Source organism: Amycolatopsis sp. NPDC003676, from assembly GCF_053587275.1.
In genome coordinates this window covers 34015-54044 of sequence record NZ_JBSFNS010000042.1, presented here as the reverse complement: position 1 = coordinate 54044, position 20030 = coordinate 34015, and the positions used below count along the sequence as shown (strand labels likewise).

Annotated in this window: 19 protein-coding genes and 1 tRNA gene; 8 read left to right on the top strand and 12 right to left on the bottom strand. The window is 67.9% G+C overall.

The features are described from left to right. The first annotated feature begins 40 nt into the window (after positions 1-40). The gene (locus ACWDNU_RS24135) at positions 41-1690 is read left to right on the top strand and encodes a hypothetical protein (protein WP_449670549.1); all 1650 of its coding nucleotides are present in this window, start codon (positions 41-43) and stop codon (positions 1688-1690) included. On the opposite strand, the gene ACWDNU_RS24130 is transcribed toward ACWDNU_RS24135, so the two are convergent. From ACWDNU_RS24130 to ACWDNU_RS24105, 6 genes are all read right to left on the bottom strand, one after another. Next, positions 1646-3694, bottom strand: coding sequence for a hypothetical protein (locus tag ACWDNU_RS24130; RefSeq protein ID WP_449670548.1), 2049 nt, complete (start codon positions 3692-3694; stop codon positions 1646-1648). The genes ACWDNU_RS24135 and ACWDNU_RS24130 overlap by 45 nt on opposite strands. A gap of 40 nt (positions 3695-3734) precedes the next feature. Next, a complete protein-coding gene (locus ACWDNU_RS24125; RefSeq protein WP_370932711.1) occupies positions 3735-3875 on the bottom strand; it encodes a hypothetical protein in 141 nt (46 codons plus the stop codon). 126 nt (positions 3876-4001) lie between these two features. Further along, positions 4002-4544: a hypothetical protein gene (locus ACWDNU_RS24120; RefSeq protein WP_449670547.1), complete on the bottom strand. Its 543-nt coding sequence runs from the start codon at positions 4542-4544 to the stop codon at positions 4002-4004. Positions 4545-4594: 50 nt separating this feature from the next. After that, a complete protein-coding gene (locus tag ACWDNU_RS24115; protein ID WP_449670546.1) occupies positions 4595-5173 on the bottom strand; it encodes an LppA family lipoprotein in 579 nt (192 codons plus the stop codon). A gap of 387 nt (positions 5174-5560) precedes the next feature. Then, positions 5561-5803: a hypothetical protein gene (locus ACWDNU_RS24110; protein ID WP_370932714.1), complete on the bottom strand. Its 243-nt coding sequence runs from the start codon at positions 5801-5803 to the stop codon at positions 5561-5563. A gap of 318 nt (positions 5804-6121) precedes the next feature. Then, a tRNA-Leu gene (locus ACWDNU_RS24105) sits at positions 6122-6207 on the bottom strand. A gap of 130 nt (positions 6208-6337) precedes the next feature. Here ACWDNU_RS24105 and ACWDNU_RS24100 point away from each other — a divergent pair. The 7 genes from ACWDNU_RS24100 (at position 6338) to pknB (ending at position 15690) form a co-directional block, all read left to right on the top strand. After that, on the top strand, positions 6338-7573 hold the full coding sequence (locus ACWDNU_RS24100) for a DUF3662 and FHA domain-containing protein (RefSeq protein ID WP_370932715.1): 1236 nt from the start codon (positions 6338-6340) through the stop codon (positions 7571-7573). A gap of 102 nt (positions 7574-7675) precedes the next feature. Beyond that, complete coding sequence (locus ACWDNU_RS24095) at positions 7676-8137, top strand: FHA domain-containing protein FhaB/FipA (protein ID WP_037718919.1); 462 nt, start codon at positions 7676-7678, stop codon at positions 8135-8137. After that, a complete protein-coding gene (locus ACWDNU_RS24090) occupies positions 8134-9510 on the top strand; it encodes a PP2C family protein-serine/threonine phosphatase (RefSeq protein WP_449670545.1) in 1377 nt (458 codons plus the stop codon). The genes ACWDNU_RS24095 and ACWDNU_RS24090 overlap by 4 nt, the downstream gene beginning before the upstream one ends. Beyond that, positions 9510-10997 (top strand): FtsW/RodA/SpoVE family cell cycle protein, encoded by a 1488-nt coding sequence (locus ACWDNU_RS24085; protein ID WP_370932717.1) that lies wholly within the window; start codon positions 9510-9512, stop codon positions 10995-10997. Before ACWDNU_RS24090 ends, ACWDNU_RS24085 begins: the two co-directional genes overlap by 1 nt. Then, on the top strand, positions 10994-12457 hold the full coding sequence (locus ACWDNU_RS24080; protein WP_370932718.1) for a peptidoglycan D,D-transpeptidase FtsI family protein: 1464 nt from the start codon (positions 10994-10996) through the stop codon (positions 12455-12457). The genes ACWDNU_RS24085 and ACWDNU_RS24080 overlap by 4 nt, the downstream gene beginning before the upstream one ends. Before the next feature lie 3 nt (positions 12458-12460). Continuing rightward, positions 12461-13705: a serine/threonine-protein kinase gene (locus ACWDNU_RS24075; protein ID WP_449670544.1), complete on the top strand. Its 1245-nt coding sequence runs from the start codon at positions 12461-12463 to the stop codon at positions 13703-13705. Next, on the top strand, positions 13702-15690 hold the full coding sequence (gene pknB / locus ACWDNU_RS24070) for a Stk1 family PASTA domain-containing Ser/Thr kinase (protein ID WP_449670543.1): 1989 nt from the start codon (positions 13702-13704) through the stop codon (positions 15688-15690). The genes ACWDNU_RS24075 and pknB overlap by 4 nt, the downstream gene beginning before the upstream one ends. Positions 15691-15753: 63 nt before the next feature. Here pknB and ACWDNU_RS24065 read toward each other — a convergent pair whose 3' ends face one another. The 6 genes from ACWDNU_RS24065 to ACWDNU_RS24040 are packed head-to-tail and all read right to left on the bottom strand — an operon-like array spanning position 15754 to position 20011. Next, entirely contained in the window at positions 15754-16083 is a 330-nt protein-coding gene (locus tag ACWDNU_RS24065) for an effector-associated constant component EACC1 (protein WP_344282270.1), read from the bottom strand. Positions 16084-16132: 49 nt separating this feature from the next. Continuing rightward, entirely contained in the window at positions 16133-17536 is a 1404-nt protein-coding gene (locus ACWDNU_RS24060; RefSeq protein ID WP_449670542.1) for a caspase family protein, read from the bottom strand. Between the two features lie 4 nt (positions 17537-17540). Further along, on the bottom strand, positions 17541-17900 hold the full coding sequence (locus ACWDNU_RS24055; protein WP_449670541.1) for an effector-associated constant component EACC1: 360 nt from the start codon (positions 17898-17900) through the stop codon (positions 17541-17543). 16 nt (positions 17901-17916) lie between these two features. Continuing rightward, positions 17917-18561 carry a hypothetical protein gene (locus ACWDNU_RS24050; protein WP_449670540.1) on the bottom strand — a complete coding sequence of 215 codons (645 nt, stop codon included), beginning with the start codon at positions 18559-18561 and terminating at the stop codon, positions 17917-17919. Continuing rightward, positions 18549-19352, bottom strand: a complete 804-nt coding sequence (locus tag ACWDNU_RS24045; protein WP_449670558.1) for an ATP-binding cassette domain-containing protein — start codon at positions 19350-19352, stop codon at positions 18549-18551. Before ACWDNU_RS24045 ends, ACWDNU_RS24050 begins: the two co-directional genes overlap by 13 nt. A gap of 14 nt (positions 19353-19366) precedes the next feature. Beyond that, a complete protein-coding gene (locus ACWDNU_RS24040; protein WP_449670539.1) occupies positions 19367-20011 on the bottom strand; it encodes an aminodeoxychorismate/anthranilate synthase component II in 645 nt (214 codons plus the stop codon). Positions 20012-20030 lie beyond the last annotated feature (19 nt).

Here is a 20030-nt window from a genome sequence, read left to right as displayed (position 1 = left end):
TTCTGACCAGGAATTCCAGGACGGATTTGGTAGAATTGAATTGAGCAGCAAAGCAGCAAAGCAGCAAAGCAGCAAAGCAGCAAAGCAGCAAAGCAGCAAAGCAGCAAAGCAGCAAAGCAGGTGGCGGACTTTCGACCCGGTCCTCGTGCTGGGAGTCGTGCGCACCTGGACTTCAGCGATCAAGCTGCTCGAGGTCTGCCGCCTCTTCCAGGATGATCAGCGTATTCGCTTCACCTTCACCGCCGACCGCGGGTCCCGCTTCAGCGCGGGTGTCGAGGAGTTGCTCGCCCGAGCGGAAGCGCATTGCACCCCCTGGGAAAATGTCCCAAAGCTCAATTACACACTCGCGATCACGGCCAGCGAAAACATTGATTTCGACCACGTCTCCGGCCCAGTGCTCGTCCTTCCGCACGGCGTCGGATTCCACAAGTACGTTCCCGACTCCGGTTCCGCCGGCACGCGGCTTTCCGGGCTGATCCCGTCGGCCGCGCTGCGGTCCGGACGGGTGCTGATGGCGCTCTCCCATCCGAACCAGCAAAAGCAACTGCAAGACGCCGAGCCGCTGACCGATGGGCAGACCGTGCTCATCGGCGATCCACAGTTCGAGCAGCTTCTCCGAAGCGAACCGCACCGCGACCACTACCGCGCCGCCCTCGGCGTGACCGGCCGGAAGTTCGTGCTGGTCAGCTCCACCTGGGGAAAGACCTCGCTGATCGGCCGCCGCCCAAGGCTTCCCGCCGAACTGCTGGCCGCCCTCGACTACGACTCCGCAGCCGTCGGCCTCGTACTGCACCCCAACGTCTGGTCGCGCTACCGGCCCTTCCAGATCCGTTCGTGGTTCGCCGCCGCCGAGGACGCCGGGCTGTTGCTCCTCCCGCCGGAACGCGGATGGCAGGCCGCGATCGTCGCCGCGGATGTCGTCATCGGCGACCACGGTTCGGTCTCCCTGCTGGCCGCCGCGACCGGACGCCCGTTGCTGCTCGGTGCGTTCGGCAACGAGGTCGTCCCCGGCACCAGCGCCGAACTACTCGGTCAGCACGCCGCTCGGCTCACCTGGGATCGCCCCCTCCGAGACCAGATCGAAGCGGCGAAAACCCAGCCGTGGCAACAAGATCTCGCCGAGCGCACCTTCGCCAGCCCGCACGGCGCGACCGCGGAACTGCACGCGCTCGTACTCCGCCTGGCGGGCCTGGAACCCCGCCCCCTCGAACTCCTGCGGGCACCGGATCCGGAACCGCGCCCGTCCGTTCCGCGCGCATTCACCGCTTACCCGGAGTTCACCGACTCGAATTCCCTTACCCTGCATCGATTCCCCCGCTCGGTAGAAGAATGGAGACCAGACTTCGCACGAGCCGAGACCAAGCTGAGACACGTGGTAGCCGACGAAAGCGACGACAACCTCGGCCGCATCGGCAACGCCACTGTGCTCACCAGAACCGCACTGCGTTCAGCACCAGAAGCCTGGTGCGCCAACGCATTGCGACTCCACCCCGCCTGCACACTGGCCGCGGCCGCCACCCCGGGCGGATGCGTTGCCCGAACCCGAGACGGCAACACATTCACCGTGACCGGCGCGGCCGACGTCGCCGCACTGGCATCAGCCCTACATGCATGTCTGGCCACCGGCCGGGAAAGCGACCGTCCGCTATCCCTGCGACTCGGCTCCGTCGAGACCACCGTCGTTTTCTGACTCCAGCTTGTCGGCCCGCGGACTGCCCAGCTCTCGATACAGCCGAATCGCCCGCTCCAGGTGGCTACGCGCCGCCTCCGGACTCTCCTCGACCAGCGCCGCGTGCAAGGCTTCCCGAGCCTGGGCTTCGTAAAACGTCGCCCCGCTCGCCTCGAACGCCTCCGCCGCAGTGGTCAACGCATCGATCCCGCCCGGCGCACCAGTACGCACCCGCACCTGCCCGGTAATCAGCAAGGCACGCGCAGCCAACCGCCCGTCGCCAAGCTCGTCGAACGTCCGATGCGCGGCTTCCAGTTCGCGCAGCCCCTCCGCATCGCCGAGCGACTGCCCGAGGAACATCCGGCTCAACGCCTCACCACGCGATTCCCCAGCAGCATGATTGAGCTCGATCGACTCCCGGTACCGCAGCTGCGCCTGTTCCGCCTGGCCAGCCACATCGTGGTACCGGCCAGCGAACTCCCGCACCGACGCGCGCAGCACCAGGTGTCCGTCCTGATCCGCCAGCTCGATCGAGCGTGCCACGAACTCCCCAGCTTGCTCGAACTGCTCGAGATCCGTCAGCGGACGCGAGGCCAGACTGCGCAACCGCGCCTCCGCCACCCGATTCCCAGCCTCTTCCGCGGCCTTGATGCCGTGCCGGAGACTGCTGAGCGAATCGGCGTACCGCTTGCGATCGAAGTAGTAGGCCGCGAGCGATTCGGTGATCTGCCAAATTTCGTCGACCAGGCCGATTTCCCTGGCCACCGGCAGCAGTTCGTGCAACGCGCGCCGGTTCTCCTCGAACCACGCCAGCCCGCTGGCCCGCCGATCGCCGGTGAAGGGATCCGGAATCTCCGGAACGCCCGCGACCCGGTACCTGGCCCCGATCATCGCCGCGTCCGCGTAGTACGCGACATTGCGGAACCCTCGCACCACCCGGGCGAGCGCCTCGTGCGTCTCCTCGTCGCCCAAAGCGGAAAGGGACGCCGCATGGTCGTGGACGAGCGGATGCATGGAGTACCGGCCGTGGTCTTCCTGAAGCACCTTCAGCAGAACCAACTCTGCGAGGATGTCTCCCGCGGCGGCCTCGTCGAGCCCGAGCAGCAGGTGGAAAACCGGCGCGGTGAACTCGATCGCCGGATACGCGCCAAGCAGCCGATACGCCCGCCGCGCCGGTTCCGTCGCTTCCTGATACGTCGCTTCAAACACCGGCTCCCCCTTCTTCGGCCCCCGGTCGGTCCGCATCAACTCGTCGCGCGAACGCCGCAACCGGGCCGCCAGCTCCGGCAACGAAGGACACCGCCCGACCACGACGAGCGTCGCGGCGTTCCGGAGGGCCAACGGCAATCCGCCGCAGTAGCCGAGGATCTCCGCCAGCAGCGAATCATCGCCGTCCAGCCCGCTCAGCTCACGAAACAACTGGGCGGACTGCGCTTCGTCGAGCGGAGTGACCTCGACCGTCTTGCCGCCGACCTCGTTGACCTCGATCGGCGACTCCACCCGCCCCGCGACGAGCACCAGCCAATCCTGCCCGCCAGGCATCAACTGCAGAAACTGCTCGGCCTCCGTGACGTTCTCCAGCAACATCACCGCGGCCGCCCCGGACGACCGGCTCCGCCACAAACTCGCCAGCCCAGGCTCGGCGGGCATGACCTCGTCACGAACCCCGTCGCGGCGCAGCAACGAGCGAAGTGCCGCCGAAATCACCGTCTCCCCGTCGACCGTGTGCGTCGCGTAGTCCGTGTAATAGGCCCCGCCCGGATAACGGTCTTTCACCTGCTCAGCGACATACCGCGCCAACGCCCGCCGGCCGACCCCGGTCAATCCGTCGAACACCACGAGCGACGCGCGCCGATCTTCGAGACAAGCCTTGATCTGGTCGTCCCGCCCGACCAACCGCCGCAACGCCCGCGGCGTTTCGTGCGGCACCACTCGCTCGGGTCCGGGCAGTTGCTGATTGATCGTGCCGATGTACTGCGCCTGCACGAGAGAACCGCCGCCGACCGACCCGACTTCGTTGTGCACCAGTCCACCCCTCACCCCGAGTGACCGCCAGCTTACCGATTCACCGGGGCGTCAGCAGCAACATCGAGCCGTCTTCCCGATACAAACAAGCAGGCGAAGGACTCCACTGCGCGTCCCCCTGCCGCACCACGACCGGCGCGACAGCCCTGACTTCGTACGCCTGCCCGCTGGGCACTGCCACGGTCTTCCTCGTGGGAACCGTCACGAATTCCCAATGCCCCACAACGGGCCAGGCAAGCTGCGCGAAAACTTCAAGAAGAGCCGCCCTCGAAGTACTGCTCGACCCGGGCTTCCAGCTCCTGGCCCATCAGTACCCGCTAAGCCTGCGAGGCGAGGGAAAGAACAGAGAAAACGCAATGATCAAGTTGACCGAGTTGATGAGCGCCGCGATGACGGGGATGCACAGATAAAGCACGATGGGCACGGTGAAGTGCAACTGCCCCACTCCGGAGTAGCCGCCCGAGGTCGTCACGGAAATGACGTACCAGAGAACGAATCCGATCGTCACCAGCCATCCCGTAACAGCTGTCCCCACCTGGACTCCCAGTACGGTGTACTCCTTCCGGTGTCTGAGGAACCCTCCCGTCAGATAGGAACGCGCGATCATCAGACCGACCCCGGAAAGCATCAAGCAACCCGCGGCGAGAATCCCCAAGACGACCGTCATCCCGGTGGTCACGTCATAGGAAGTAGGAAGGCGGTACCCGAAAATAGGCACCGCGATAACCATGAGCAAGCCGATTCCCGCACTCGCGGAACCCCAGCGCATGGTGGTGACACGGATCTTCCCGACCAAGGCCGGAGGAAACCAGCGACCGGGAGACGGCGCGGAGATATAAGGGTTCGTCATCGCCACCACGATATCCGGCCGAAGCACAGAATATCGCCGCAGAACTGCGGTCAGTAGCTCGGTTTCGGGGGAAGGTGGCCGAGTTTCTTGGTCGACGCGGTGAGATGGCAGCCGACCGTGATCCCGATGAGGGTCTGTTTGTCAGTGCCGAACTGGATGGAGCTGGCGTCGGCCTGGTTGTGGAAGAACGCGTCGTGAGATCCCGGCGCGTCGTGCATGCGCTGCGGTTGAGAGGTGAAGCCGTACTTCGTCGCGACAGCTCCCACGATGCCGAGCGCACGCTCATAGTCGGCATCAGACAGTTTGACCGGCACCACGCGGTTCTCGAGGCTGAGATCCTCACCCGCCGATCCGATGCCCGGGTAGTCATTGCCGCACGCCGCGCGGATCTGTTCGTTCGTCAGAGTCCAGTGCTTGAGGGCGGGTATCTGATCGCCGAGCGCGGTCTGGAGTTCGTCGGCCATCCGCTGGTACTGCGCGGCCGCCTGATCGATGTCGGGCAGCTTCATGAGTTTGGCGAAGACGGAATTCTGGTCTGTGTTCACGTCCGCTCCTGGAGTGAAGGGGTCGGCAGGCTTGCCGCAACTGCTGAGGAGCAGGGCCGTGAGGCCCGCGATGACAGCGCCCACGCGCCAGGGCACATGACCTCTCTGGCAGCCATCGCGACAAGCCCTGCGTCCGGCACGGAACTCGACGCTCGCGGATACTCCGGAGCGCGGCGATGATGATCGCATCGGCACAGGACTCCTTAACGCGACGGCGGGGGCGGCGTGGGAGTCGCGCCGGGAGGCGACGCGACAGGTGGTGGCGGCGTCGTCGGAGGCGTGGCGGGGACTCCAGGAGGAATGGGACGTACGTCTGGCGGACTATGGTCTTGCGGACCTTGGTAGTTGACCGCGAGGTCGTTGTGGCCAGTGGTGATCGCAGCCATGTTATAGAGACTTGTCGACTTCGAGTCGAGATAGCCGCCGTGGTCATAGCTTGTGCTGAGCGGGCCGAGGTCGCTCGTGCTCGCGTCAGGTGTCGGCCGCCGTGCCCAGCGCCGCGGCGTGCTCGTCGGCGTCTCGGCACCACGACGCCAAGGTGGCCGTCCAGAATTCAACGAATGTCGCCGCCGCGCTGCTGGCCTTGGCCCCAGGCAACGCCGCCGACACTTCGTGGACCGGCGTGCCGCAATCCGCGCCGCGAATCTCCCCAACCGCCGCCCGCCCAGCCCGGTCAGCCGCACGAAGCGCTTCCGGAACGGTCGTAAACCCCATCAAGTCCTCCCCAGGCCCGAGATGTGGTAGCTGTCAGTGATCGCCAAACCACTCCGACGCTACAACACACTGCAACCCGCAACCGGGAATTCCCGCACCAACCACCCACCCCAGGAAACGCAAAATGTGTCCTGGACCACCCCCACACACAGACCAGCAGGCCCGAACTCCACCACCCGAGCCAAGCCGATACCGCACCAACCCACCGACCAACCGCACCGAAGGCGCCGCGGGGGTCCGGGGGCTCGGCCCCCGGGCAAAAGAACGACCGACAAACGGAAAGAGCCCCAGTCGCGCTAGCGGCTGGGGCTCTGACCATGGTGGGCGAGGAGGGAGTTGAACCCTCACGTCCTTTCGGACACACGGACCTGAACCGTGCGCGTCTGCCATTCCGCCACTCGCCCGAGTTGCTTCCTTGAGGCAGCCAGCAAAGCTTAGCAGGGCCTTCTGACGGGTTTCACCGGGGGCATGCCCAACCCTTCCTCCCCCGGATAGGATCGATGCGGAAGCACACGTGTGAGGAGGTTGTCCCCGGTGGGTCGCGTTGAGCGCTTTGACAGGCGTCTCGAGAACCTGGTGGGGAATACTTTCGCGCGCATGTTCGGCGGCAACGTCGTCACGCAGGAAGTGGCGGTTGCGCTCGAGAGGGAAGGCGAGGAGAACGTTCGTGAGCTGGCAGGCGGTCGGCAGCTCGCCCCGAATCACTACATCGTGTCTTTGGGGGCGGCTGACCACGATCGCATGGCCGGCGATGAGCAGCGGGTCACCGGGGTTCTCGCGAGGGCGGTGGCGGAACACCTCGCCGCACAGGGCTGGGACACCTATGGTGACGTCGTCGTATCACTCGAGCGCAACGAGGCGCTGCATACTGGACAGTTCAAGACCCGTTCGTCCGTCGATCCCGACGCCCGCGACACTGCGGGGGAAGGGCCGTCACGGTCGGCACGACCCAGCAACGCAGGAGACCCACCAATGAGCCAGCCCCCCGGCTACGGCCAATACGACCAGGGTGACCCGTACGGCCAGCAGGGCCAGTACGGCTACGGACAGCAGGGTGGCCAGCAGCCCGGGTACGACCAGGGTTATGGCGGTCAGCCGCAGCAGGGCTACGACCAAGGCTACGGCGGCCAGCCCCCCGCGCAGGGCTACGACCAGTACGGCGGCCAGGGCCAGCAGCCCGGTTACGACCAGGGCTACGGCGGGCAGCCGCAGCAGGGTTATGACCAGGGTTACGGCGGCCAGCCTCCGGCGCAGGGCTACGACCAGGGTTACGGCGGCCAGGCTCCGCAGGGCGGGTACGACCAGGGCTACGGGCAGCCGCAGCAGGGGTACGACCAGGGCTACGGCGGCCAGCCCCCCGCGCAGGGCTATGACCAGGGTTACGGCCAGCAGGGCGGGTACGACCAGTACGGCGGCCAGCCGCAGGCGGCTTACGGCCAGGACCCGTACGCGCAGCAGGGCGCCCCGGTGCCCGGACGGCAGCTGCAGGCGAGCCTCCAGCTGGACGACGGCTCCAACCGCACCTACTCGCTGAAGCAGGGCGCGAACGTGGTCGGCCGCGGCCAGGACGCCGACTTCCGGCTCCCGGACACCGGCGTCTCCCGGCGGCACCTGGAGATCACCTGGGACGGCCAGAGCGCGACGCTCGCCGACATCGGTTCGACCAACGGGTCCACGGTCAACGGCACTCCGGTGCAGACCTGGCAGCTGGCCGACGGCGACGTGATCAGGGTGGGCCATTCGTCCCTGGTGTTCCGAACCCAGGGCTGATCGCAGACCGTCCACAGGGTTCCCGCAGAATTGTCGTGCGGGGGGATCCGCGGCGCGCGTGGCGCCGCGGCTTGCAGGCACAGGCGGGAGCGGACACAACAAGTGCCAGAGCTGGTCGTTCAACTCACCAGAGTGGGCTTTCTCGTGCTGCTCTGGCTCTTCGTGTTCGCCGCGCTCCGAGTCGTGCGCTCGGACCTCTACGCCGCTTCGGGCCTGCGGGTCCAGGTGCCGTCCTTCCGCCGCAACAAAGAGAAGAAGCCGCGGGGCAGCAAGGCCCCGCAGCAACTGCTCGTCACACACGGGGCCCTCGCGGGCACTCGCATCGCGCTCGACGGCCGGCCGATCCTCATCGGCCGGGCCGACGACTCGACGCTGGTGCTCGACGACGACTACGCATCGACCCGGCACGCCCGGATCGCGCTGCGCGGGGAGGACTGGTACGTGGAAGATCTGGGCTCGACGAACGGGACCTACCTCGACCGGGCTAAGGTCACTGCACCCCTCCGGGTCCCGCTCGGAGTCCCCATCCGGATCGGCAAGACGGTGATCGAGCTTCGCCCATGACTCTCGTCCTCCGCTACGCGGCCCGCAGCGACCGGGGCCTGGTGCGTTCCAACAACCAGGACTCCGTGTACGCCGGCCCGCGTCTCCTCGCGCTCGCCGACGGCATGGGCGGGCACGCCGCAGGTGAGGTGGCCAGCAAGGTCGTCATCGCCTCGCTCGCCCCGCTCGACGACGACGAGCCGGGAGACGACCTCCTCGCCCAGCTCCGCGAAGCCGTCCAGAACGGCAACGCGGCGATCGCCGAACTGGTGTCCCAGGACCCTGATCTCGACGGCATGGGCACCACGCTCACCGCCGTCTTGTTCGCGGGAAGCAGACTTGGTCTGGTCCACGTGGGCGACTCGCGCGCGTATCTGATGCGCGGCGGCCAGTTCGCCCAGATCACCCGGGACGACAGCTTCGTCAACGAACTGCTCGAACAGGGCCGCATCACGCCGGAAGAGGCGGCGGTGCACCCGCAGCGGTCGCTGCTGCTCAAGGCGCTCACCGGACACGAGGTCGAACCGAGCCTCACCGTGCGCGAGGCGCGTCCCGGTGACCGGTACCTGATTTGCTCCGACGGTTTGTCCGGAATGGTCAGCGACGAGACGCTCGCCGAGGCCGTGCAGATCCCGGATCCGCAGGATTGCGCCGACCGGATGATCGAGCTGGCCCTCAAGGGCGGCGGCACGGACAACGTGACCGTCATCATCGCCGACGTGGTCGACGTCGATTTCGGCGACGACGCCCCGATCGTGGGCGGAGCCGCGGGCGACGGCAGCGACGAGATGCATCAGGGCGACTCCCCCGCGGCCAGGGCGCGCGCGCTGACCCAGCCGCCGCCGCAGCCGCGACCGGAGCAGCAGGCTCCACCCGAAGACCCGAAGGCGAAACGGCGGAAACGGTTCCGCTGGCTCGTCGGGGCGGTCGTGGTGCTGATCGTGCTGGGCGCCGCCGCGATCGCGACTCGATACTTCGTGCTCAGCCAGTACTACGTCGGAGAGGGCCCCGATCAGGAGGTCGTGATCTATCGCGGCGTCCCGGGCAGCGTCCTCGGCATCGACCTGCACTCGCTCGAGCAGGGCTCGTGCCCGCCGGGCCAGCTGTGCACCGACAAGCTTCGCGTCTCCGCGTTGCAGGAGGACGCGCGGATCGCCGTGCAGAACGGCGTGAAGCGCGAAAGCCTCGACGACGCGCGCAAGTACATCGACGATTTCCTGCGTCTCAAGAAGAAGCTGTCGGACTGCAAGCCGACCTCTTCCACGGGCGTCCCGCAGTCGGGTGCGCCCTCGTCCAGCGTGGCGCCGCCCGGCGGCACGCCTTCGTCGGCGAACCAGCCTGCGGGGAGGGACTGCTCGACGGCGGGTACGCCGCCGACGGGGGGCGGTAACTGATGGGCCAGCCGTTGGCCGACCCGACGTCCGCCCAGTTCGCCACCAATCCGCCGCGAGACCTCCCCAAGCGCAGGGGCACGGAGCTCGCGTTGCTGGCGTTCGCGGCGGGCATCGTCACCCTGGCGCTGGTCATCGTCGAAGCCAACCAGGAGCAGGAGCTGACGCTCTCGATCCTGTGGGTGGGACTCGCTTATCTCGGCGTGCTCGCCACGACGCACCTCGCTGTGCGCCGGTGGGCTCCGTACGCCGATCCGGTGCTGCTGCCGTGCGTCGCGCTGCTGAACGGAATCGGGCTGGTGATGATTCACCGGCTCGACCTGGCGAAGGCCGAATCGGCGTTGCAGCGCGGCAAGGAGTACTCGCCGGAGATCACCAAGCAGCTGCTGTTCACCGCGGTTTCGCTGGTGCTGTTCGTGATCGTGCTGGTGGTGGTCAACGACCACCGCACGCTGACCCGCTACAGCTACATCGCCGGACTGGTCGGGCTCGGCGCGCTCGCGCTGCCCGCGGTGCTGCCCGCCAGCCTGTCCGAGGCGGGCGGTGCGAAGGTGTGGCTGAAGCTGCCGTTCTTCTCGATCCAGCCGGGCGAGTTCGCGAAGATCCTGCTGATGATCTTCTTCGCCTCGTTCCTGGTGTCCAAACGCGATTTGTTCATGGTGGCGGGCAAGAAGTTCCTCGGCGTGGAGCTGCCGCGCGCGCGTGACCTCGGCCCGATCCTGATCGCCGCCGCCGCGGCCATCGGCGTGCTGGTGTTCGAGAAGGACCTCGGCACGTCGCTGCTGTACTTCAGCATCATCCTGGTGATGCTCTACGTCGCGACCGAGCGCGCGATCTGGGTCGTCGTCGGGCTGACGTTCTTCGTCGGCGGCTGCATCATCGCCTACAACCTGTTCGGCCACGTCCAGCAGCGCGTGGAGAACTGGCTCAACCCCACCGGCCCGCGCTACGACGTGCTGGGCGGCAGCTACCAGCTCGCGCAGGGCCTGTTCGGGCTCGGCACCGGCGGCGTCGGCGGCACCGGGCTCGGCGCGGGCCGCCCGGACATCCCGCCCGCCGCGAGCACCGACTTCATCACCGCCGCGATCGGCGAGGAGCTCGGCTTCATCGGGCTGGCCGCGGTGCTGATGCTGTACGTGCTGCTCGCGATGCGCGGCATGCGCAGCGCGCTGGCCGTACGCGACACGTTCGGAAAGCTGCTCGGCGGCGGGCTCGCCTTCACCATCGTGATCCAGATCTTCGTGGTCGTCGGCGGCGTCACCGCGCTCATCCCGGAAACCGGCGTCACCGCGCCGTTCCTGTCCTACGGCGGCTCTTCGCTGCTGGCGAACTACATCCTGGTCGCCCTGATGCTGCGCATTTCGGACGCGGCGCGCAGGCCGGCCACCCGGCCGAAGCCGCAGCAGCCGCAGGCTCCGATCGCCGAAGCGCACACCGTGATGGTGCGGCGTCCGCCAGCCGAAGGCGACCCGAACGGGAGGACCGCGTGAACGCCCCCCTGCGCAAGGTCGGCATGGCGATGCTCGCGATGATCGTGCTGCTGCTGGCCAACGACACCTACGTCCAGGTCATCAAGGCCGACACGTACCGCACCGACCCGCGCAACCAGCGGGTGCTCTACGACGAGTACTCCCGCCAGCGCGGCCAGATCGTGACGCCGGACGGCACCGTCCTCGCCGGCGTGAAGCCCTCGACGGACAAGTTCAAGTTCTTCCGCACCTACGCCGACGGCCCGATGTACGCCCCGGTCACCGGGTACTACTCGATCAACTACGGCGCGGGCGGGCTCGAGCGCGCCGAGGACGACGTGCTGAACGGGTCGGACCCGCGACTGTTCGTGCGCCGCCTGTCGGACATGGTCACCGGCCGCGATCCGCGCGGCGGCAACGTGAAGCTCACCATCGACCCGAAGGTGCAGAAGGCCGCCTACGACCTGATGACGCAGCGCGGCTACACCGGCGCGGTGGTCGCGATGGAGCCGAAGACCGGCCGCATCCTCGCGATGGTGTCGACCCCGTCGTACGACCCGAACCAGCTGGCGACGCACGGCACCGACCAGAACAAGGCGTGGGACGCCTACTCCAAGGACAAGAACAACCCGATGCTGAATCGGGCGATCTCGGAGAACTACCCGCCGGGGTCGACCTTCAAGATTGTTACCGCCAGCGCGGCGCTGGAGAGCGGGATCGGCCCGGACACCCAGGTCAGCACCGCGCCGAACGTCCAGCTGCCGGGCACGAACACGACGCTGGAGAACTACGGCGGCGAGACCTGCCCGGGCAACACGTTCAAGGACGCGCTGGCGCACTCGTGCAACGTGCCGTTCGCGACGTTCGCCGGCCAGCTCGGCGCGGACAAGATGAAGGCGGCCGCGGCCAACTTCGGCATCGGGCAGAACGACCTGACCGTGCCGATGCGGGTCGTCGGCTCGACCGTCGGCCCGCTCGACTCGCCGGGCGCGCTCTACCAGAGCGGCATCGGCCAGCGCGACGTCCGGCTCACCCCGCTGCAGGACTGCCTGCTCTCGGCGACCGTCGCGAACAACGGGTACGCGATGAAGCCGCAGCTGATCCAGTCGATCCTGGCCCCGGACCTGTCGACGGTCGAGAACGTCGACCCGGAGCAGCTCACCGGCAAGCCCGCGCTGTCGCCGGAGAACGACAAGATCCTCACCGACATGATGATCGCGTCGGAGTCCTTCACCAAGGGCGGCGGCAAGAACGACGCGCTGAAGATCGCGTCGAAGACCGGTACCGCCGAGCACGGCGCCGACTCGAAGAACACCGCGCCGCACGCGTGGTACACCGCGTTCGCGCCGTCGGACAACCCGCAGATCGCCGTGTCGGTCATCGTCGAGAACGGCGGCAACCGCGGTCTCGCCGCTACCGGCGGCACGGTGGCCGCCGAGATCGGCCGCGCCGCCATCGCCGCCCGGCTCGGGGGTGGATAGCCGATGCTGTCCTCGGGTCAGCTGCTGGCCGAGCGCTACAAGCTGACGAACCGGATCGCCGTCGGCGGGATGGGCGAGGTCTGGCAGGCGAGCGACACCCGGCTCGACCGGATCGTCGCGGTGAAGGTGCTGAAGGCCGAACTGTCCGGCGACGCCGAATTCCTGCACCGGTTCCGTACCGAAGCGCGGATGACCGCGTCGCTCAACCACGCCGGAATCGCCGCAGTGCACGACTACGGCGAGACGGTCAACGAGGATTTGTCCATCGCGTACCTCGTGATGGAGTACGTGGAGGGCGATCCGCTGGCGGGCATCCTCGCCAAGCACGGGCGGCTCACCGCGGACTACACGCTCGATCTGCTTGAGCAGGCCGGAACCGCGCTGCAGGCCGCGCACGAGCAGGGTTTGGTGCACCGCGACGTGAAGCCGGGCAACATCCTGGTCACCCCCGCGGGCAAGGTGAAGATCACCGACTTCGGCGTGGCCAAGGCCGCCGACGCCGCCCCGGTCACCCGTTCCGGCATGGTCATGGGCACGGCGCACTACATCGCGCCGGAACAGGCACTCGGCCAGGACGCGGAACCGGCCAGCGACGTCTACTCGCTCGCCGTGTGCGGGTACGAATGCCTCGCCGGGCACCGGCCGTTCCTGTCCGAGAACGCGGTGACGGTCGCGATGATGCACATCCGCGACGTCCCGCCGCCGCTGCCGCCGGACGTCCCGCCGGGTGCGCGCGCGGTCATCGAGGCGACGCTCGTGAAGGACCCCCGGCAGCGGTACGCGAGCGGCGGCGAGTTCGCCGGCGCGGTCGCCGCGGTCCGGGCCGGCCGCCCGCTGCCCACCCCGCTCGGCCTGGTGAACGCCGCCTACGCGGCGGGGCAACCACCAGTGCCGCCGGTTCCGCCCGCAGTGCCGCAGGCGGGTACCGGCGCGCCGATCGGGCCTAGCTCCAATCCGGCGTTCCGGCCGCTGTCGGCTCCGCCGGGTCCGCCGGTACAGCCGGTTCCGCCGCCGAAGCGGAACCAATGGGGCTGGTGGGTGCTGCTCGCGGTGGTCGTCGTCGTGGTCCTGGTGGCCGTGGCGTTCCTGATCGCGAGAGTGGTGTCGGCCGGCAACGGCGGACCGCCGCGAAGCGTGGACAGCGGGAGCGGACCGACCTCAGCCACCCCGGCCGGAACGAGCGAGGCCCAGGGCCTGCAAGGCATGATGACCACACCTTGGACGGAATGGAACGGCACGAAGCGATGACGACACCCAGACTGCTCTCCAATCGGTACGAGCTGGGCGACACGCTCGGGTACGGCGGTATGTCCGAGGTCCACCACGGGCACGACGTGCGGCTGGGCCGGGAGGTCGCGATCAAGGTCCTGCGCGCGGACCTCGCCCGTGATCCGCAGTTCCAGGAGCGGTTCCGGCGCGAGGCGCAGAACGCCGCCGCGCTGAACCATCCCGCGATCGTCGCCGTGTACGACACCGGCGAGGCGAACACCGACGTCGGGCCGCTGCCGTACATCGTGATGGAGTACGTCGAAGGCCGGACGCTGCGCGACATCGTCAAGACCGAGGGCCCGCTGTCGCAGAAGCGCGCGATGGAGGTCATGGCCGACGTCTGCGCCGCGCTCGACTTCTCGCACCGGCACGGCATCGTGCACCGCGACGTGAAGCCGGCGAACGTGATGATCACGAAGAACGGCGCCGTCAAGGTGATGGACTTCGGCATCGCGCGCGCCATGCACGACGGCCAGTCGGCGATGACGCAGACCGCGGCCGTCATCGGCACCGCCCAGTACCTCTCGCCGGAGCAGGCGCGCGGCGAGTCCGTGGACGCCCGCTCGGACGTCTACGCCGCGGGCTGTGTGCTGTACGAACTGATCACCGGCGAGCCGCCGTTCACCGGCGATTCCCCGGTCGCGGTGGCGTACCAGCACGTGCGGGAGGACCCGAATCCGCCGTCGTCGGTGAACCCGGCGGTGTCGCCGGAACTGGACGCGGTCGTGCTGAAGGCGCTGGCCAAGGGTCCGGCGAACCGGTACCAGTCGGCCGCCGAGATGCGCTCGGACCTGGTCCGGACGCTGTCCGGGCAGCGTCCGTCGGCCCCGATGGTGATGTCGGACGACGAGCGCACCCAGGTGATGAACGCCGACCGGCGCCAGCCGCAGGCCTACGACGAGTACGCCGACGAACCGGAAGAGGACCCGCGGGCCAAGCGCCGGCGCCGGATCATCTTCGGGGTGATCGCCGCGCTGCTCGTGGCGGGCGTGGTGCTGCTGATCTTCTGGCTGAGCGGATCGTTCCGCGCCAAGCCCGAGAACGCGCAGATCCCGCCGGTGGTCAACACGCCGGTGCAGACGGCGAAGTCGCAGCTGCAGCAGGCGGGCTTCTCGTCGTTCGGGCCGACCAAGTACGTGGTGTGCGGCCCCGAGGCGAGCAACCCCGGCGGCCAGACCTGCACCGAGGACCAGATCGACAAGGTCATCGCGATCGACCCGCAGGTCGGCGCGTCGGTGCCGACCACGACCACGATCACCCTCACCGTCGGCCAGAAGCCGGGCAGCGCGACGGTGCCGGACCTGCAGGGCAAGTCGCCGGACGACGCGAAGGCGGCGCTCGAGCAGGCCAAGCTGAAGCTGGGCAACACGACGTCGAAGCCCGTCGACAACCCGAACGACGTCGGCAAGGTCGTGTCGCAGAACCCGACCGCGAACTCCTCGGCCACCGAGGGCACGCCGGTGGACATCGTCGTCGGATCGGGCCTGTCGCAGAAGAAGGTGCCGAACACGGTCGGCCAGGACTACGCGACGGCGAAGCAGACGATCGAGAACGCCGGTTTCCAGGTCCAGCGCAGCGACCAGGCCTCGGACAAGCCGAAGGACCAGGTCATCGACCAGCAGCCCAACGGCGGCTACCTGCCCTCGAACAGCACGGTGAAGCTGACCGTGTCGTCCGGCCCGCAGCAGATCCAGATGCCGGACCTGACCGGGATGACCCAGGACCAGGCGACGCAGAAGCTGCAGAGCGTGGGCTGGTCGGGCAGCATCCAGACGCAGACCACGCACAGCGGCAGCGGCCAGCCGAACACCGTGGTGAAGCAGAATCCGCCTGCCGGAACCCAGATCAGCCCGAATCAGACGATCATGCTGACGATCAAGGCCGACGACGGCAGCGGCGGCTCGACGACGTCGAGCACCGGCGGCGGGATCTTCCCGCCGGGCGGGATCCACAACAACGGCTGATCCGCCCGCAAAGGAGGGCCCGCACGGTGCGCACCGTGCGGGCCCTTTTTTCGCGCCGGCCGATCAGTCTTGGTCGAGGAAACTCCGCACGCTGGCGAGCACCTCGTCGACGTCGTGCCCGCCGCCGCAATCGACGTCCAGCTCCTCGACGGCCCCGGAACGCTTCACCGTGAGCGACACCTGCCGCCCGTCGCGCTGCCCGCGCAACCAGCCGAAGAGCGACCGGCAGAACGTGCCCGCCGACCGGCTGCTCACCATCACGACGACGTCGCTTCCCGGCCCGGCGAGCCGCACCCGGCCGGCGAGTTCGTCCTCGGCGCCGAGCCAGGAAACCAACTGCTGCAACTCGTCCGCGGAGCCGTCCACGCTGATCGCGGCGATCCCTGCCGTCACGGATGCTCCCCTCCCGGGCCGAACAGACGGCGCGAGGGTAACCGACTCGCTACCTGACCCGGAACCCCCAAATCGGCATTTGCCGAATGCAATTTGCAAACCACAGCGAGTGTCGTCGCCTGCGGTAGTGCTTGACCAGCGCGAATAGGCACATGACCGCTCCGAGCGACAAAGCAGTCGGAATCGCTACATTCGCTGGGCGGGCAGTTGCTTCAGGAGCTGGGACCCACAGATCGAAGAATATTCCGGCCGCGACCACCCCAACGCACCCCGCGAGCAGCACCCGCAGGGACACCAAGCGCACTTTTTCCGGCTGCTTGCCGAGCCAGGAGAACGCCTCGGTGAAGTCGACCCGCCGGCCCTCGCGCCAAACGCGGCGATACAAAAAAGACCCCGAAGTCTGGGCGAGCACCAGCGCCACCAAACCGGCGAAGAGATTTCCGAGTCTGGTGCTGGCTGAAGCGTCGCTGGCCAGAGCAGTCGCCAATCCGCCAACGGTGTATCCAATGCTGAGGTAGAGACCAAGCCACTGCAGCGCAGCAAGCGCGGCCCGCCACAGCCACACTGCGTGCTGGACAAGCGGCTTGTCCAGAGACGGCTCATCGCGCGGGACTGTCCTCGCTGCCGGGACCTCCTCGCCCCGATGGCTGGCGCTTTCCGCTGGTTTCAGCTCGCGTTTCGGCACACCTGGATCGGCAGGCGCGGGCGCTGCCGGAGCCTTGGCCCCCAACGGTTCCCGGCGCAGCAGAAGGCTGCTGCTGGTGTCCGTCGCCTGCATCTTCGGCCGGGGCATTCCGCGACGCGCGAGAGCCGCGTCAAGGGCGCCGTAGAGGTTGGTGACGTCCAGCGGACGCCCGCGGGAACGGCTCAGCAAGCTGAGCAACTCCGCGGTGAACGCGGTATTGCGGTCTCCGGGCGGGGACAGCGACCGCTCGTTCTTCGGCGAGGAAGCGATCACTGTTGTTCCGCGGACCTCGATCTCCCGCGAATCCAGCAGGGAATCCGACATCGCTCCGATCGCCAGGCCGGAGTAGCAGCAGTCGAGGATGAGCAGCTTGACCTGTGCGGGGCTCATCTCCACCGCGTCGCGCAAGGTATCGAAGGCGACCGCCGTCGTCTCCGGTTCTTCGGGGTCCGTCTCGCGCGTCGTCAGATAGAGCCGGTCGCGGAGTTCGTGCCGGATCCCGTGACCGGCGTAGTAGACGAAGAGGAAATCTTCGGCTTCGCGGGAGTAGCGGCGCAAGCGCCTCGTCAGGCTCGTCGGCGACTCCGGATTGTCGACGACATAGCAGTGTTCCCGGCTGAGAATCCCGGTCTGCGGATCGCTGAGCGCCGCACGCAGGTCCGTCAGATTGTTGTGGACTGCCGGCAGATTCGCGAACAGCTCGGACTCGAAGTCGCTCGTGCCGATGAGGATCGCTCGAGACAGCGCCGGATCGGGAAGGACGCTCACTCGGTCAAGACTCCTGGTCGAGGAATTTCTGGAGCGCGGCAAGCACTTCAGCGGAATCGTCGCCCGAGCCGCACTCCAGTTCGAGCTTGTCCTCGCCCATCGTCAGTTTGAGAGACACCTTTCGTGCTTCGCGGCGACGAGCCAGCCAGTCGAAGAGCGAGCGGCACAGCGCGGTCGCGGTGCCGCTGGTGGCGATGACGGTGATTGCTTCCAGCGCACCGCCCATTTCGCCAGGACGCGCCGGTGCGTCTTGGGCTCGGATCCGGCCGCGCAAGTCGTCCTCGTCGCGAAACCATGCCGCGAGCTTCCGGAGCTCGTCGTCCGCCGCCTCCGGCATGGTGATCAGGATGATGCCAGCCGCCATGTGACCTCCCCCTTGTTCAAGATCGTCGCGCGGAAACCGCGCCCACCACAGTCATGCTCGCCGCCAGCAGCACCACCGACGCGCCGATCGCCAAGCCGAGCGGACCGCCGTACGGAGTGCCGCTCATCAGCGCCTCCAGCAGCGGATGCACCACCGGGACCCACTTTCCCAGCAGCACCACGCCAAGCACGAGAACCGCGGCGAGCACCGTCCATCCGATGCGCGATACCAGCAGTCGCGAGCACGGCAGGCCGATCGCGATGCCGACCAGAGCGCACGCCAGATGGGTCGCCAGGCCGGTACTGACAATCTGCCAATGCAGCTGATTCCGATGCGTCGCCGCCCACGCGACAGTCACGACCGTGCACACCAAGGTGCAGCCGAAAACCGTAAGCACCGCGCCGCCAATGGTTTTCCGGTTGCCCCCAGCATGATTGAGGGTGATCAACCGCTGCACCGGGTCTTCGATGTCCAGCAACGCGATCGTGAGCCAGCAACCGAGTACGAGAACCCCTGCCCCGCTAACGCCATACAGCGGAATCACCGGCGAACTCGGGTCTGCGTAAAGGATCGAGCACAACGCTAGGTACGCGAGGCCCGCGGGCAGGTACCGCTGCGAATGTCCCAGCAGCGCCAGGTAATAGCGGCTCACTGCGAGCACGGCGCCACCTCCCGCACCGACCAGCCGCCGGAAAGCGCACGCAGCAGTACGGCGTCGGCGTGTTCGGCGTCGACCGTCAGGACCACGCCGCCTGCCTGGTCGGCGACCGTGTGCACGCCTGGTTCAGCGGACCAGTTGTCGACGCTCGACGACACCGGCAGCAGCGTGATCCGTTTGCGCTCCGGATGCGTTTCCAGCGGCGCGAGCCGGCCGGATTCGAGCCGGTACACCTCGTCGGCGTGGGCGCGGACGACGTCCGGCCGATGGTCGGTGAATACGACGCTCGCGCCTCGGGCCCGGGTTTCCGCGACCAATTCGCCGAGCACCGCGTGCGTGCCGACGTCGAGACCGGACCAGGGTTCGTCGAGGATCAGCAGGTCCGGCCGCACCAGCACGGCTTGTGCGAGGCCGATCTTCTGCGCGTTGCCTTTCGACAGCGTCCGTAGCTGCGCGTCCGGACTGCCGACCAGCGCGAGCCGCTTCAGCAGCGGATCGATGCCGGACAGGTCGGCCAGTCCGCGGATCCGCGCGAGATGCCGCAGGTATGCCCGCGCGCTCAGCCGCTGGCCGCCGGGGAACCGGTCCGGCAGGTAACCGACCGCCGGGCTTCCGGTGATGTCGCCGTACGACGCGCGCGATACCCCGGCCAGGATCCGCAGCAGGGTTGATTTGCCCGATCCGTTCGTGCCGAGGATGCCGACGACCCGTCCCGCGGGCACCTCGAAATCGACGTGCGTCAGGACGGGTTCACCGCTGCCGTAACGTTTTCCGACTCCGCTGAGCCGGATCAGCGGAGTCGGCGCGGTCACGCAGTCGCGGCCTTCTGCAGCGTGCGGGTGGCCCGCTCCAGGTCGTCGACGACGGACGGCGCGACCGGGTGTCCGGCCGAGGCCATCCAGTTCGCCAGCATCCGGTGCCCGCATTCGGTGAGCACGGATTCGGGGTGGAACTGCACGCCCTCCAGCGGCAGCTCGCGGTGCCGCATGCCCATCACGATGCCGCTCTCGGTGGTCCCGGTGACCTCGAAAACGGCCGGATCGATGGTGTCCGGCAGCACGGTGAGCGAGTGATAGCGAGTGGCGGTGAACTCCTCCGGCAGCCCGGCGAGGATGCCGACGCCGGTGTGATGCACCTGGCTGGTCTTGCCGTGCAGCAGCTCGTCGGCCCGGTCGACGGTGGCACCGAAGTGCACGCCCAGCGCCTGGTGGCCGAGGCAGACGCCCAGCATCGGCGTGCGCGTCTCGGCGCATTTCGCGATCACTTCAATGCTCTGACCTGCACGTTCCGGCGTTCCCGGGCCCGGCGAGACGAGCACCGCGTCGAATTCGGGCACGCGGTCGAGGTCGACGACGTCGTTGCGCCACACCGTGCAGTCGGCGCCGAGCTGCGCCAGGTACTGGACGAGGTTGTAGACGAAGCTGTCGTAGTTGTCGACGACGAGAACGCGCATAGCGCCAGCTTAGCGGCTC

What these genes read in the sequence shown, in the direction of transcription:
- ACWDNU_RS24120 (WP_449670547.1), bottom strand. Translation starts at nt 4,544, where the DNA reads ATGACGAACCCTTATATCTCCGCGCCGTCTCCCGGTCGCTGGTTTCCT.
- ACWDNU_RS24110 (WP_370932714.1), bottom strand. Translation starts at nt 5,803, where the DNA reads ATGGGGTTTACGACCGTTCCGGAAGCGCTTCGTGCGGCTGACCGGGCT.
- ACWDNU_RS24090 (WP_449670545.1), top strand. Translation starts at nt 8,134, where the DNA reads ATGACTCTCGTCCTCCGCTACGCGGCCCGCAGCGACCGGGGCCTGGTG.
- ACWDNU_RS24085 (WP_370932717.1), top strand. Translation starts at nt 9,510, where the DNA reads ATGGGCCAGCCGTTGGCCGACCCGACGTCCGCCCAGTTCGCCACCAAT.
- ACWDNU_RS24075 (WP_449670544.1), top strand. Translation starts at nt 12,461, where the DNA reads ATGCTGTCCTCGGGTCAGCTGCTGGCCGAGCGCTACAAGCTGACGAAC.
- pknB (WP_449670543.1), top strand. Translation starts at nt 13,702, where the DNA reads ATGACGACACCCAGACTGCTCTCCAATCGGTACGAGCTGGGCGACACG.
- ACWDNU_RS24055 (WP_449670541.1), bottom strand. Translation starts at nt 17,900, where the DNA reads ATGGCGGCTGGCATCATCCTGATCACCATGCCGGAGGCGGCGGACGAC.
- ACWDNU_RS24040 (WP_449670539.1), bottom strand. Translation starts at nt 20,011, where the DNA reads ATGCGCGTTCTCGTCGTCGACAACTACGACAGCTTCGTCTACAACCTC.